The following is a 14,760-nucleotide window of genomic DNA, read 5'->3' as shown; positions in this document are numbered from 1 at the left end:
TTAAGAAGTTTTAAAATTGAAAAAATGTAAATGCACAAAAGAAACTGTTGGGTTACATAATATTATTATGTGAACACTTTATATAGATGGCTTTGTGTATTTACCTTTACAAAATCGTAAAATTTATAATCTATTAAATTAGTATAAATATTTGTGTAGTATGAATATAATTACTAAGGCAACAAATTAAAAGTAATGCATAACATATAAATTGGTGTAAATATGAATTGTAGTGTTCTATTTCCTAAGAAATATTTAAGGGGGATATCATATATGAAGATTGACATAATTTCAGGCTTCTTGGGAGCAGGTAAAACTACTTTGATTAAAAAATTAATAAAAGAGCAATTGTATAGAGAAAGAATAGTAATTATTGAAAATGAATATGGTGAAGTTGGTATAGATGGTGAGTTGCTAGGTGGAAGTAATATATGTATTAAAGAGATAGTTTCAGGATGCATATGTTGCTCAATAAGTGAGGATTTTGTTAAGGCTGTTGATGTAATGGCAAGAGAATATAATCCAGACAGATTAATTATTGAACCTTCTGGAGTAGCCAAGTTATCAAGAGTGGTGTCTTTTATAAAAGCCTTAGACTCGTTGGGTAATATTAAGATAAATATACAAGCTGTAGTGGTTGATATAAACAACTTTGATCTGTATATAACTAATTTTGGAGAATTTTATACGAATCAAATTGTAAATGCTAGAACCGTAATATTAAGCAGAACTCAAAGTTCCAATGATCAAGAAATTACTCATGTGGTGATGGCCATAAGGAAAATAAACCCCAGATGTTCTATAATAACAACTCCTTGGGATAGGTTGCCTTCCCAGAGAATAATAAGTGTTTGTGAACAAAGGATTGATGATTTAATGAGGGACTCTAATCAAGCGAGAAAGTCCCTAAATATTACTCATGTTATAAGAAATTCTAAGACAGTAACTAATAGTTTAGCTAAAGATGTTTTTGATGTTTGGGCTAAAGAGATTTATTCTAGATTTAGTATTGATGAAGTTAACTTGATACTAGAAAGTCTCAAAGATGATAAAAGGGTAGGATTTGTCATAAGGGCTAAAGGAATAATTGAATTATTAGATGGAAAGTGGATTAAGTTTGATTATATTCCGAACTATATAGAGATTAAGGAGATTAACTCTAGAAGTCATAGGAGAGTTTCTGTTATAGGAAGTAAATTGGATAAGGTTGCAATAGAAGAACTTTTTTTTAAAAAGCATATCGGATAATAGAACTATAAATAGGAGGTTATAAATGTTAGGGAAAACTGACATAGAATTAGTGACAGGTTTCTTGGGGGCGGGAAAGACATCATTCCTTCAGGCGTTCATAGATATATCAGGGAAAGCTGATGAAGGGCTGCTTGTACTACAATGTGAAAACGGTAGAACCCAGCTATCTGATGAATTAATAAAAAGAAAGAACGTAACACTAAGAAAGTACAAAAAGAATGAACAATTAGATATAAAAAACTTTATGAGGATTATCAATTTTTATGCACCTAAAAGAATAATAATAGAGTGTAATGGAGTAAGCAATTTAGATGACTTCTTGACATTCTTAAATTTAAAAGAGTTAAAAAGAAAAGTTAAGGTTACTGGAATTGTTACAGTGGTGGACAGTTTAACTTTAAATATGTTTATTAAGAATATGGGGTCATTAATTATTCCTAACTTAAGATCAGCAGATCTTATAGTTATGAATAGTTGTGATTCCATTAGTGAAGAGAAGAAGCGGCAATTGGAAGATATGTTGAAGGCTATAAATCTTCACGCCCATATTTTACAATGCAGGAGCTCTACAAGTCTATATGAAGATGTAAAAAACTGTAGCATAATTAAAAAGTTTGTTTAAAGAGGATTGATATGAATAATATTATTGGAATAGTTCAGTATTTTTCAATTATTTTTGCTAGTATCTTCTTAGAAGCGCTGCCCTTTATAATAATAGGCGCTTTAGTATCAGCGTTTATACAAACATTCTTGGATGAGAAGCTTATTAAGAGGATAATTCCTAAAAACAAGATTTTAGGTGGACTAATGGCATCTCTCATTGGGATGATTTTCCCTGTGTGTGAATGCGCTACGGTACCAATAGGAAGAGGGCTCTTAAAAAAGGGGGTCCCACTAAATGTAGCGGTAACCTATATGCTTGCAACGCCTATAATAAATCCTGTTGTACTAATGTCTACCTACTATGCTTTTAATGGTAGTATTAAGGTACTGTTATATAGAGCTGTTTTTGGTTTATCAATATCAATAATAGTAGGATATATAGTTGATGTATTAAATGGTAGATTTGATGTTCTTTCCGAGAGAGGTTTTTATATAGAAGATAAATGTACATGCGGTTGTAGTGGGTATCAAAACAGTAAGTCAAGGTTTTTAACCATTTTGGATCATTCATCTAAAGAACTTTATGATATAGGAAAGTATTTTATAATCGGTGCTGCTTTAGCGGCCTTATGTCAGGTACTTATACCGAGGGACAAGCTGGCTTTATTAGGTCACAATGTACCTTTTTCAATATTAATAATGATGGGCTTTGCGTTTTTGTCATCGCTATGTTCTGAGGCAGATGCTTTTGTTGCAAGCACATTCTTGGATAGTTTTGGATTAGGAGCTGTTATGTCATTTTTGCTTCTTGGGCCAATGATAGATTTGAAAAATACGGTTATGCTATTTTCTTCATTTAAGAAAAGTTTCGTGTTAAAACTGCTATTTTGCATTTTTTCATTATGCTTTATAGCTGGTTGTATAATATATTAGGAGGAAGAAACTATGAAAAAATTTAACTTCAATGAACTTTTATGGTTTTTGACTCTGGTTTTAAGTTCTATACTATTAATTTATCTGTTAAAAACCTCAAGTATTTCAAATTTTGTTCACCCAAAGATGGATAAATATTTAGTATTTGCTATAGTGGCTCTTTTAGTGATAGCTGTTATACAATTTTTTAAGATATTTACTGTGCCTGATAGAGGCGGAGTGAAAAAGGATTACCTAATATTTTTAGTGGCAATCTTCATAATTGTACTAGCTACTAATAAGGATATTGGCACTGAAGGAATAAGTCTTAAAGGAATAAAACTTTCAACAAGAAGTTATTGGGATGCTACTGGAGACCATCATCATCATTATGATAGGATACCTGGTGGAACCATAGAGTTATTAGGGGAGAATTACTACTGTTATCTAGAAGATATAGAAAAGAACATAGATCAATATAAGGGAAGGCAAGTTATTACTGAAGGTATGGTCTATAAAAATCAAGATATGGATAAAAGTGACTTTATAATTGCTAGAACTGTCATGAGCTGTTGTGCAGCAGATTCTCAAATAATAGGTATAAAAGTTATTGATAAGGCTGCTTACCCTAAAAGTGGACAATGGGTAGAGATACGAGGCACTCTTGGAAGTGCTAAAGTCTATGAGGGAAACAAACTTGTTGAAGTACCTACTATTATTTCAGACAATTTAACTGTTAAGCCTAAGCCTTTCAATCAGTATATTTATCAAAACTGATATCATGTAAGTTGTATAATTATATAAAATTTAGGATTTTAACTAAATTAAGGTGAAGTTTATACGATATTAGATTTATGAATTTATTAGTTGATACTGAAATAAATATAAAGCACTGGAATTATAAATCTATTTGAAGTAACTTTTGCATTATTAACACAATCCCTAAAGATGTAGATTGCATAATGGAGTGATTTATGTGTTAAGTTTTCTTGAGGTGAAGATGAGAAAGATAAAGCGCATATGGGCAATTTTATGCCTGTTTATAATAATATTAATAGTGATAAGCATTTATCCTCCAATACCAAGACCAGATATTATAATAGTGCATAATGGGAATATTTCTATAACAATATCAAAAGAAAATAAAGAATATGAAAACATAGTTAACTTAACTAGCAAGAGATTTACACTAAGAAGTGTGCAGACAAGAATAGACCATACAGAAAAAGAAAATATGATAAGAGACAATACTAAATCAATAGAATTCATATATGATAAAGAGCAATCCTTTAGATCTAAAAAGAATTTTTTAGATTCAGTACTTTATCGTAGATTGCTATTTCCTATAGAATCTTCTGATAAAGGTAAAGATGGATTCATGATTTTTGGATCTGAAAAAGAATATTATGATCTATCTGTAAAGAATCTGATACAATCAAGCAAGCTTGATAAAGCCTTAAGGGATTTAAATTAGATTAAAAAACATTAAACTTGGACTTATTGACTAATTTTGTTTGTGGATTTTTGTGGGAGATAAAATATATGGATAATATCTAACAGTTTTTATACTTTTATGGTACAATAAAATATAAACTTTTGCTGTTTAGAAAGGGAGGAGTCATTAATGAATCCAGTTGCATTTAGTGTATTTGGACTTGATATCAGATGGTATGGTCTTTTAATCTCATTTGGAGTACTTGCTGCTCTAGCATTGGCATACTTTACATGTAAGCTGAAAGGTACTAGTTTTGACAAGCTTATGGATATTTTTATTTTAGCGTTCCCGATGGCTATAATAGGAGCTAGGCTTTATTATGTTGTATTTGAATTTGATTATTATAAGAATAATCTTGGCCAAATTATAAACATAAGACAAGGTGGTCTTGCTATTCATGGAGGCGTAATTTTTGCTCTAGTTACAGCTTTGATATATACAAAAATTAAAAAACTTAATTTTTTTGAGTTTGCAGATATTGCAGCACCTTCAATAATACTGGCTCAAGCCATAGGAAGGTGGGGCAATTTCTTTAACGGTGAAGCTCATGGGGGAGTTGTTAGTCAAGAGTTTATAAGCAAGTTCCCTAAGTTTATACAAAGTGGAATGCTTATTGATGGTGTTTATTACAATCCTACATTTTTATATGAATCGCTATGGAATATACTTGTTTGCATAATATTATTAGTGATTCTTTATAGGAGAAAAAGCGAACATAAAGGTATAGTTCTTGGAAGCTATATGATTCTATATTCTATTGGTAGATTCTTTATAGAAGGATTGAGAACAGACAGTCTTTATATGGCCTTTGGGTTAAGAACTGCTCAGGTTGTCAGCGGAGCATTAATTATTTTCGGTATAATACTTATAACTGCAATATTAAGAAGAAAAAAGGGAATATTTTATTAGTATATAACGGGGCATTATAAGTATGCCCCACTTTTTCAAATACACTACTAATATAGGATAAAATTTGTCTGTTGACGAATGTTATATAAACATATATAATAAAAATCGTGACAGCAAGATAGTATGATGTTTATATATATCTTTAACTCACACTATAATATATGGAGAGATGTCCGAGTGGTTGAAGGAGCACGCCTGGAAAGCGTGTGTAGGGGAAACTCTACCGGGGGTTCGAATCCCCCTCTCTCCGCCATAGTCGTGCTAGACGGGGAGTTAGCGGTGCCCTGTACCTGCAATCCGCTATAGCAGGGTTTAATTCCTCATCGAGGCCTTAATCTGTGAGGCCTGCCCCATGTAAGTGGTGTTGATGGCTGGGTCCCACGCAACGGCAGCCCGTGAACCTCGTCAGGTCCGGAAGGAAGCAGCGATAAGCGGTTCCTGTCGTGTGCCGTGGAGCAGCCTGGCCTGAGCTAACTGCATGGGTAACGCTCATAGATTATTGTCGACATGAGGTGCACGACTTTTAAGTTGAATTATAAAGCCTTTCAGTTATACTGAAAGGCTTTTTTGTTAGTCTAATTTTTTCCTGAAGCGGAATATACTAAGAATTAATAATACTAAACCAAGTATAAACAATAAGCTTACATCTTGTATTAGATACCCTATATCTAGCCCTTTTAGCGCTATTCCTCGTATTATATTTAAGAAGTAGGTTAGGGGGATGATATTGCCTAGATACTGTATTATCTTTGGCATAGCTTCTCTTGGAAATACAAAACCTGATAGTAAAACACTTGGCAGTAATGCAACAAAGGCCATTTGCATTGCTTGAAGTTGAGTTTTAGCTATTGTAGATATTAATATACCTATAGCTAATGCGCAAACTACGAAGCCAGAGCCTAAAAATATTAACAGAGGTATACTTCCTGATATAGGTATGTTGAACCAGTATATACCTAGGACTAAGGAGTATATAAAGTCTGCGAAGCCAATGACAATATAAGGTACAAGCTTTCCGAGTATTATCTCAGGTGACTTTAGAGGAGATACTATAAGTTGTTCTAAGGTGCCACGTTCCTTCTCTCTGACTAAAGCGAAAGCCGTCAATATTATGGTTATATTTTGCATAATAAGCCCTATAAGGCCTGGAATTGTATAGTTTTGATTTCTTAGAGTTGGGTTATAAAGTACTTTTGTTCTTATATCTATTGCTAAATTGTTACTTACATTTATCTTAGAATTAAATTTGCTAAGTATCTTTGTGTTTTGGTTCTGGGCAGCCAATATACCACTACTAAAAGCCGTTCTAGCTGTAGTTGGATCTGAGCCATCTACGATGAATTGAATAGTAGGCTTAGCATTTTGTGCAATTTTTTCAGAATAATCTGGTGGGATGATAAGGGCAGAGTGGGCTGTTCCTTTATCTAAAGAATTTTCAATGGCTTCGATGCTGTGCACTTTTCCAACTACTTTAAAATATGAGGTATTCTCGAAGCCTTTTATTAATTCACGGCTTTCTGCCGTATTACTTTGATCCAATACAAGCAATGAGATATTTTCTAGTTCTGTAACTACTGCATATCCAAAGAGTAATATCATAATTAGAGGCATCATTATTGCTATTGCAAAGCTAGCCTTATCTCTCTTTATCTGAATAAATTCTTTTTTTACTATTGACATAAACCTCTGCATATTCATAGTTAGGTCATCTCCTCACCGGTTAGAAATTTTAAATCTTCAAAGGATGACTGAATCTTTTGGTTGGTGGATTTTTCTACATATCTTATAAAAACATCTTCTAGATTGGATACGTGTTCTCTTTCGATAAGTTCCGTAGGAGTTCCCAATGCTATCAATTTGCTATTGAATATAAAAGCTATATTATCACAACTTTGGGCTTCATCCATGTAATGTGTTGTTACAAGTATGGTGATTCCTTGCTTTGCTAATGTAAAGATCATCTGCCAAAATACTCTTCGAGATACGGGATCAACTCCAGCGGTAGGTTCATCTAAAATCAATATTTTAGGTTTATGAATCAAAGCGCAGCCTAAAGCAAGTCGTTGCTTCCAACCTCCAGAAAGATTTTTTGTTAAAACATTCTCTCTCCCTACTAAGCCCGCCATAGCTATAATGCCACTTTTTCGCTCCTTCCTTTGCTTTGTTGTAAGCCCATAAATGCCTGCATAAAAATCTAAGTTCTCACTAACCGTTAGGTCTTCATAGAGACTAAACTTTTGAGACATATATCCGATGTTTTGCTTGATTTTAGAAACATTTTTGGTCACATCATAGCCTAGGATTTTAGCAGATCCATCAGTAGGGGTTATAACACCGCACAACATTCTTATGGTTGTAGACTTACCAGAACCATTTGGTCCCAAGAATCCAAAGATCTTTCCTTTGGGTACATTAAAGCTTATATTATCAACAGCAGTATAACTTCCAAATTTCTTTGTTAAACCTTGAACTTCTATAGCATCCATTAGTATCACCTCTATTCTAAGCTTACGTCAGCCATAAGACCTGGAACAGCCACACTATTTTCTTGAAGTTTTAACTTTACTTCAAATAATGTCTTTTCCTTATCGTTCTTGGTCTCTACGTTTTTTGGAGTAAATTCTGATTGAGTTGATATATATACAACTTGAGCCTTTTCTGTTGAGTTATTAATCTTAATAGTTAGAGATTGGTTTAGTTTAACTTTTGCTCTCTTAGATTCTTCAATATATATTTTTAAATATTTATTTTTTAAATCACTGACTTTTAGAATATTAGTTCCAGTAGATATTAGATCGCCTTTATGAACTAGTACATCTGTTACAATTCCATCTATAGATGAGGTTATGCTAGACTTTGCAACTTGTAGTTTAGCTAAATCTACTGAAGCTTTAGCTTGATCTACGGAGCCTTGAGCCTCATCTTTTATTGATGCTTTAGCATTACTAGGTATATCAGATTGCTTAGCTTCAGCTATCTTTAATGCACCTTCTGCTTGAAGTTGCTGTATCTCATATACCTTAGAGTCTACTTTGGCAACTTTGTCACCATCTTTAATTGTAGAACCTTCAGATACATTAAATTCTGATAACTTTCCAGAAACTTCTGAAGAAATAGTGTAACTTTCACATTCTACTGTTCCTGTATATATATTTTCAGTGGAATTCTTGCTTGAGTTACAGCTTACTAGACTTAATGATATTAATAATAATAGAAATGAGGTAGTTCTTTTTAGCATGATATAGACCTCCTATTTTTTATTTAGACCATTTAAAAATAAATCAATTATTATATCAACTTGTTCATCATCGCTAATAGGTACTATGGTTGGAAGGAGTTGTCTTTGAATTATATAGATTCCTAAGGTGCCTACCATCCCTCTAGCAGCTATTGTAGGGTTTATATCCCTAAAGATTCCCTTGGATATGCCTGACTTTACGAAGTCCTCCAATAGGGCCTTCCCTCTTAATGCCATACTTTCTATAAAAAGATTTCTTAAATCCTCATGATACTGAAGTTCAGTAAAAACAATTTTAATTAAGTTCCAATTTTCATCTATCACGTTTAGTCTATCTCTAGCAATTGCTTTTAATGTATCCTTCGGATCTTTACTGTCGTAATCTTTTAATATTTTTTTTATCCTGGAGGTAATAAAGGCTTCACCTAAAATCTCAATGAGTTTTGCCATAACACCTCTAAGTAAATCTTTTTTTGTTTTGAAATATCTAAATATAGTTCCTTCAGCAACGCCTGCATCTTTGGCTATTTCGCTAGTAGTAGCAGCACTGAAACCTTTCTCTGAAAATATTTTTATTGCAGATTCAAGTATTAGTTCTTCTTTATTTTCTCTAACCATATGGAAGCTCCTTTAATGTTTTTTACATAAGTTTATTATTTATAAAAAAAATGAGTGAGTACTCACTTATATAATAGAACTGTTAGCTATATTTGTAAATACCCAAAAGAATAAATTTTACACACAATCATCCCATATTCTTTGATTAAAGTTAAACTTTGTGGCATAATATTTTTAGAATATTTGTTAAATGTAGTAGAAGGAGATAATAAATGATAGAATTCATAGTAAATTGGGCTATATACGTTTTAAGTAAGCTCGGTTATTTTGGAGTGTTTTCTTTGATGGCAATAGAGAGTGCCTGTATTCCAATACCTAGTGAGGCTATATTACCATTTGGTGGCTTTTTAGCATCAAGTGCAAATCCGGCAAATAAATTGAACCTTATACTTGTTATTTTGATTGGAACATTGGGGGGAACCTTTGGTTCAGTATGTATGTACTATATCGGAGCAAAAGGTGGAAGACCATTAGTTGAAAAGTATGCAGAGAAGCTTAGACTTTCAAAGTCTCATTTAGAGATGAGTGATAATTATTTTAATAAATATGGTGAAAAGATAGCGTTTTTCTCAAGATTATTACCTATAATAAGAACTTTTATATCACTTCCAGCTGGAATAAGTAAAATGGATGTTAAGAAGTTTACTTTTTATACCTTCGTTGGATCCTTAATATGGAGTGTGCTTTTAGGATATGCAGGATATGTTATGGGAGAAAACTGGACTAAGATCCGCCAATGGTTACACATAGCTGATTATTTTGTTGTGGCTGCAGTTTTAGGTTTAATAGTATATTGGTATGTAAGAAGAAAAAAGAAAAAAGCCGTTACAGAATAAAAAATATATAATACAAATTACTTATTTGACAGAGGTGATTATTTTGAATTTCTACGATCCTGGTGCAAAGATAAGGCTTATGAGAAAAAGATTCAACATGAATCAATTAGAGTTAGAAGATAGTAATATGACAAGAGCTTTTATAAGTATGATGGAAAGCGGTAAAAGAAGAGTAAGTAAAGTAAGCTCGAAAATATTAGCAGAAAAGTTTAATAATAAGGGCAAGGAATCTGGACTGGAATTAAACTTAGATGATGAGTATTTTTCTAGAGAACCTGAAGAAGATGCTAGATTTTATTGTGAAAATGAATTGAAGAGAAATAATAAGCATAGTCAGCTTGAAGAGTTAATCAAGATAGCTATAGAGTTTCAACTTGATGATGTAGCTGCAAAGGTATATAGAAAAAGGGCAGATAAATATTTTGATGAGTTGGACTATGCTAGTGCATTTATTAATTATTCAAATTCTTTAGGTAAATATAAGGAGCTAAAGTCATATGAGGATCAACCTTATATATACACGCAAATGGGACTTTGTAAGTCCAAAAGAAATGAGTACGATGATGCAATATTCTATTTTAATCAAGCTATGTACTATGCTAAGGATAAAGGGGAGAAGTCCCATTTCCTTAAGGCTAGTTACAGCTTAGCATCTACTTATTTTGATATGCAGAGGTACAACGAGAGTATAGAAATTTTAGACAAGTACATATTAGGACAAGACTTAGAACAGGATTTATTAGTTAATGGAAAGGTTTTAAAGGCAAATAGCTATTATAAGCTTGGGAAGAAGAAGGAAGCTGTAAGAGATTACTTTTCGGTAATAGATGAACTTAACGAAGATAGTGAGGTGCTACTAGCATCACTGTATGGAAGCTTGGGTGAATATTACTATGAGATTGAAGAGTTCTATGAAGCTATAAAATATATAAATCTTTCGCAAAAGATAAAGAATAAGGTTGATAAGAAATCACTTCCATATACTCTTAATACTAAAGGAAAGATATTTTACAGACAAGGCTTAGTAGATGAGAGCATAATGATTATGGAACTTGCTATGAATATGGCAGAAGAATTCAATAATTTTTCTGTGCTTTTTGAAATCTATAAAGAAGTTATTCACATATATGAGGATATAGATGACTTAGATAAGATTAAAGAGACTTCCTTAAATTTATTGAGTGTTTTTAAGACAAACAATATTGAGGAAGGTAAAAAGTATATACTCACTAAGCTTGTTCAAGTAGCGCTGAAGAAAAATGATAAGGAAGAAGCTATAAGTCTCTTATCACAACTAGGTGATGCGCTAAGTGTTTAAACATGCAGTAATATAAATTTATTAATAGAGATAATAAAACGCCTTCTCTAGGAGAATACTATTCTACTAAAGGAGGCGTTTTTATGAAGAAAATTATAGCCCTTGCTATATGTTTAATGGCCTTGATAACTTCAAGCGCTAGTGCTCTAGAAACCAATGATAAAAAGTTTGTAGTTCCACCTCTAAAATATAGTTATAATGCTCTTGAGCCATATATTGATGAGCAAACAATGAGAATACATCACGATAAGCATCATGAAGCATATGTAGGTAACCTTAATAAAGCCTTAGATAAGTATCCGGAATTACAAGGAAAAACAGTGGAGCAACTATTATTAAATATTAATAAAGTTCCTAGTGACATTAGAGAAACTGTTAGAAATAATGCAGGTGGCCATTATAATCATACTTTTTTTTGGAATATAATGTCCCCTAATAAAGGGGCAAACCCTAAGGGAAATGTGATGAAAGCTATTGAACGTGATTTTGGTTCTATGGATAACTTCAAAAAACTATTTAAACAAGCAGCTTTGGATAGGTTTGGTTCAGGTTGGGCGTGGCTTTTAAAAGACAATTCAGGAAAGTTATCTATAGTGTCTACTGCTAATCAGGACACTCCAATTCAATTAGGACTTAAGCCTATTATAGCTATAGATGTATGGGAGCATGCATACTACTTAAAGTATCAAAATAAAAGAGCTGACTATATTGATGCATGGTGGAATGTAGTAAATTGGGATAGGGCAGAAGAATTATACAATGAAAGATAGATACCTGTTACTTGGAAATATATTATCATAGTATTACTAAGTTTTTTGTAACGGTATCATAAAATAAGGGCTGAGTAATGTACTTACTCAGCCCTTAAATATTTGCATTAATAATTATTTTTTCATTAGAGAAATAAACTCGTATGGAATTGTATTTCTTTCATCTTCAACGCCACTTTCTTGTTCTATGACATTCCACTCTGAGTAATTAATCTCAGGAAAGTAGGTATCACCATCAAAGTGTTTTTTGACCTTTGTTATATAAAGTTTGTTTACGTAGGGAAGGAGCTGCTTATATATTTCTCCACCGCCTATAATAAATACCTCTTCTTCTGTCTTTGAAAACCTATCAACAATTTTTTCTATTGAGTTAATAACCTCTACATTAGGATCATCTACAAAGAAGTGGTCATCCTTTGTAATTATGACATGATGTCTATTAGGTAGTACTCCAGGTAATGATTGAAAGGTTTTTCGTCCAAGTACTACTGTGTGTCCTGAGGTTATCTTCTTAAATCTTTTAAGATCTGCAGGAAGATGCCAGATAAGATCGTTATTATTACCTATTACTCCATTTTCAGCTATAGCTGCTATTATAGAAAGCATTATATTGCTACCTCCATATCTATTTTTGAATGGTGTTTATAGTCTATAAGTTTTATATCATCAGCTGTAAAGTCATAGAAGTCTTTTATATCAGGATTTATCCAAAGTTTAGGGGCCTCAAAAGCAGAAGATTTTCTTGCAATCTGTTCTTTTAATCCATTAACATGATTTTCATAAATATGAGCATTATTTATAACATGAGTAAATAATCCTGGCTTTAATCCTGTAGCTTGAGCTATAAGATGCACTAATACTGCATATTGACTAGAATTAAATGGGACGCCAAGCCCCATATCTCCACTTCTTTGAACTAGCATACAATTAAGCCTACCATCAGTTACGTCCCACATAGTCAAAAAGCAGCAAGGGTGTAAAGGACCACCATTGAGATAAGGAATCTGCCACAGGTTTATCATCATTCTTCTATCTTGAGGGTTTGTTTTTAAAGTCTCAATAAGGTTGTCAATCTGATCAAACTTTTTTACTACCCATCCATAAGAAGTACCTATTGTACCGTCTTCCATCATCCACTCATCCCATATATGAACATTGTCTTCTTGAAGCTTTTTTACATCATTTGAGCCATCTTTAAATATCCACAATAGTTCTTTAACTGCAGTTTTAAATGCTACAAATTTTGTGGTTAAGATAGGAAACTCCTTTTCTAGATTAAATTGCATTATTTGATGAGGAAGTTTATAGGTTCTTATTCCTGTTCTATTATTATCAAAATAACCATTTTCTAAAATATCCTCCACTATAGAGAGATATTTTTTATCATAAATACTCATCTTTTCCTCCTAGGGTTTACAATTTACTTATCAATTTATGTAAAAATTTTAAGATAGATTATAGAATCTATAGGTGTACTACTTCGTATATAAAAATTATATTTTCAAATCGAAGTGATACATCTCTATATATCATTTTACTATTTTAATATTGAATTTTAAAATGGTAAAAGTCTTTATAAGATTCAATTATTAACAGTGTATAGGTTTTTACCTCTAATTAGTAAGATATATTAACATAATTCATAAATAGGCAGCATAAGTAGGGTTAACCTTTTCCTTTTATAAATTGAAGTTTGCTTAAAGCTAAAGAATTTAAAAATATAACATCTTATAAAGATAACAATATAAATTTATAAGAATTTATTGGAAAAATCAGCGGTTCAAAGATAAAATGGTAATAAAGATAGGTTATGAAAAGGGGAGAGTTTCATTGAAGCTTGAGAGATTAATTACAATAATAATGATGCTTATAAATAAAAGAAGAATAACATCGAGGGAATTAGCTGAATTTTTTGAGGTGTCAGTAAGAACTATCCAAAGAGATATAGATGCTATAAATATGGCTGGAATACCAATAGTAGCTTATAAGGGATATGAAGGAGGCTATGAGATATTAGAAGGATATAAGATAGACAATAATTTTGTTACTGAAAAAGAGTATGATTTGCTACTAAAGTTGCTTAAGGGAGTAGAAAATGTCTATGACGATCCAACTATAAAAAATATGTCTGAGAAGTTTAAGGCCGTTAAGGCTAATGATAATGTGAGAATAGATAAAAGTATTGTAATGGATTTTTCTCACTGGGGTAACTCTTCAAGGATAAAGAAAAAGGTTGCTATAGTAAAAGAGGCAATTGATGATAAAGTTACTATAGTTTTTAACTATATTGATTTAAATGGTAAAGTCAGTAGCAGGGAAGTAGAACCTTATACATTAATATTAAAAGTTAATACTTGGTACCTTTATGCCTTTTGTAGATTAAGAAATGACTTTAGGCTTTTTAAGCTAACAAGACTTGATAAATTAGAGAAGACAAAAACCTATTTCGAAGCTGTTGATATAGAAGAGCATAAATTAATGACAGATAAGGTTGATAATTATATAGACTTAAAGTTGAGGTTCCATCCATCCTGCATGAATAGGATAGATGATTATTTCGAAGTTGAGGAAATGAACTTTCAAGAAGATGGATATATATTAATAAATACAAGTTATCCTGAAGATGAATGGGTTTATAGTATGTTATTAAGCTTTGGAGATAAAGTTGAGATATTAGAGCCTAATCATATAAAAGATATAATTGTAAAACGGGTACAAAATATTCTTAAACTATATTCTTAATATGACAAACACCTGTCATATTACATCTCCTATAATTTAACTAAAGATGTATCATTTCAATCTGAAAG

The 14,760-nt window shown here is 31.9% G+C and carries 16 protein-coding genes, 1 tRNA gene and 1 other RNA gene; 12 read left to right on the top strand and 6 right to left on the bottom strand.

What is annotated here, in order from left to right; translation table 11 throughout:
- The first annotated feature begins 273 nt into the window (after positions 1-273).
- The 8 genes from C1I91_RS00515 to ffs all read left to right on the top strand — a co-directional run bounded on the left by C1I91_RS00515 (position 274) and on the right by ffs (position 5,690).
- Entirely contained in the window at positions 274-1,248 is a 975-nt protein-coding gene (locus C1I91_RS00515) for a GTP-binding protein (RefSeq protein WP_164880395.1), read from the top strand.
- 25 nt (positions 1,249-1,273) lie between these two features.
- Complete coding sequence (locus tag C1I91_RS00510) at positions 1,274-1,873, top strand: GTP-binding protein (protein ID WP_128210741.1); 600 nt, start codon at positions 1,274-1,276, stop codon at positions 1,871-1,873.
- A gap of 11 nt (positions 1,874-1,884) precedes the next feature.
- Positions 1,885-2,787, top strand: a complete 903-nt coding sequence (locus tag C1I91_RS00505) for a permease (protein WP_238475901.1) — start codon at positions 1,885-1,887, stop codon at positions 2,785-2,787.
- Positions 2,788-2,799: 12 nt separating this feature from the next.
- Positions 2,800-3,543 carry a TIGR03943 family putative permease subunit gene (locus C1I91_RS00500; RefSeq protein WP_128210740.1) on the top strand — a complete coding sequence of 248 codons (744 nt, stop codon included), beginning with the start codon at positions 2,800-2,802 and terminating at the stop codon, positions 3,541-3,543.
- A 223-nt stretch (positions 3,544-3,766) separates the two neighbouring features.
- Complete coding sequence (locus C1I91_RS00495) at positions 3,767-4,240, top strand: hypothetical protein (protein ID WP_128210739.1); 474 nt, start codon at positions 3,767-3,769, stop codon at positions 4,238-4,240.
- 150 nt (positions 4,241-4,390) lie between these two features.
- Positions 4,391-5,170, top strand: coding sequence for a prolipoprotein diacylglyceryl transferase (gene lgt, locus C1I91_RS00490; protein ID WP_128210738.1), 780 nt, complete (start codon positions 4,391-4,393; stop codon positions 5,168-5,170).
- A gap of 163 nt (positions 5,171-5,333) precedes the next feature.
- A tRNA-Ser gene (locus C1I91_RS00485) sits at positions 5,334-5,423 on the top strand.
- 3 nt (positions 5,424-5,426) lie between these two features.
- Positions 5,427-5,690: signal recognition particle sRNA large type (gene ffs / locus C1I91_RS00480), an RNA gene on the top strand.
- 50 nt (positions 5,691-5,740) lie between these two features.
- Here the strand turns inward: ffs and C1I91_RS00475 are convergent.
- The 4 genes from C1I91_RS00475 to C1I91_RS00460 are packed head-to-tail and all read right to left on the bottom strand — an operon-like array spanning position 5,741 to position 9,026.
- Positions 5,741-6,850, bottom strand: coding sequence for an ABC transporter permease (locus C1I91_RS00475; protein ID WP_338032590.1), 1,110 nt, complete (start codon positions 6,848-6,850; stop codon positions 5,741-5,743).
- A gap of 20 nt (positions 6,851-6,870) precedes the next feature.
- On the bottom strand, positions 6,871-7,656 hold the full coding sequence (locus tag C1I91_RS00470) for an ABC transporter ATP-binding protein (RefSeq protein ID WP_128210736.1): 786 nt from the start codon (positions 7,654-7,656) through the stop codon (positions 6,871-6,873).
- Positions 7,657-7,667: 11 nt separating this feature from the next.
- Positions 7,668-8,408 (bottom strand): HlyD family secretion protein, encoded by a 741-nt coding sequence (locus C1I91_RS00465; RefSeq protein ID WP_128210735.1) that lies wholly within the window; start codon positions 8,406-8,408, stop codon positions 7,668-7,670.
- Between the two features lie 12 nt (positions 8,409-8,420).
- On the bottom strand, positions 8,421-9,026 hold the full coding sequence (locus C1I91_RS00460) for a TetR/AcrR family transcriptional regulator (protein ID WP_128210734.1): 606 nt from the start codon (positions 9,024-9,026) through the stop codon (positions 8,421-8,423).
- Between the two features lie 212 nt (positions 9,027-9,238).
- On the opposite strand from C1I91_RS00460, the gene C1I91_RS00455 reads away from it, so the two are divergent.
- The 3 genes from C1I91_RS00455 to C1I91_RS00445 all read left to right on the top strand — a co-directional run bounded on the left by C1I91_RS00455 (position 9,239) and on the right by C1I91_RS00445 (position 11,950).
- Positions 9,239-9,862, top strand: a complete 624-nt coding sequence (locus C1I91_RS00455; protein ID WP_128210733.1) for a DedA family protein — start codon at positions 9,239-9,241, stop codon at positions 9,860-9,862.
- Positions 9,863-9,905: 43 nt separating this feature from the next.
- Entirely contained in the window at positions 9,906-11,180 is a 1,275-nt protein-coding gene (locus C1I91_RS00450; protein ID WP_128210732.1) for a helix-turn-helix domain-containing protein, read from the top strand.
- A gap of 83 nt (positions 11,181-11,263) precedes the next feature.
- Entirely contained in the window at positions 11,264-11,950 is a 687-nt protein-coding gene (locus tag C1I91_RS00445) for a superoxide dismutase (RefSeq protein WP_128210731.1), read from the top strand.
- A 114-nt stretch (positions 11,951-12,064) separates the two neighbouring features.
- Here the strand turns inward: C1I91_RS00445 and C1I91_RS00440 are convergent, their stop codons facing one another.
- On the bottom strand, positions 12,065-12,556 hold the full coding sequence (locus C1I91_RS00440) for a dihydrofolate reductase (protein WP_128210730.1): 492 nt from the start codon (positions 12,554-12,556) through the stop codon (positions 12,065-12,067).
- A complete protein-coding gene (locus tag C1I91_RS00435) occupies positions 12,556-13,347 on the bottom strand; it encodes a thymidylate synthase (RefSeq protein WP_128210729.1) in 792 nt (263 codons plus the stop codon). The genes C1I91_RS00440 and C1I91_RS00435 overlap by 1 nt, the downstream gene beginning before the upstream one ends.
- A gap of 394 nt (positions 13,348-13,741) precedes the next feature.
- Between C1I91_RS00435 and C1I91_RS00430 the strand changes: the two genes are divergently transcribed.
- Positions 13,742-14,692, top strand: a complete 951-nt coding sequence (locus tag C1I91_RS00430) for a helix-turn-helix transcriptional regulator (RefSeq protein WP_128210728.1) — start codon at positions 13,742-13,744, stop codon at positions 14,690-14,692.
- Positions 14,693-14,760 lie beyond the last annotated feature (68 nt).

Source organism: Clostridium manihotivorum, from assembly GCF_004015185.1.
Lineage (GTDB): Bacteria > Bacillota > Clostridia > Clostridiales > Clostridiaceae > Clostridium_AR > Clostridium_AR manihotivorum.
The sequence above is the reverse complement of the archived record's forward strand: the minus strand, read 5'-3'. Positions and strand labels throughout refer to the sequence as shown.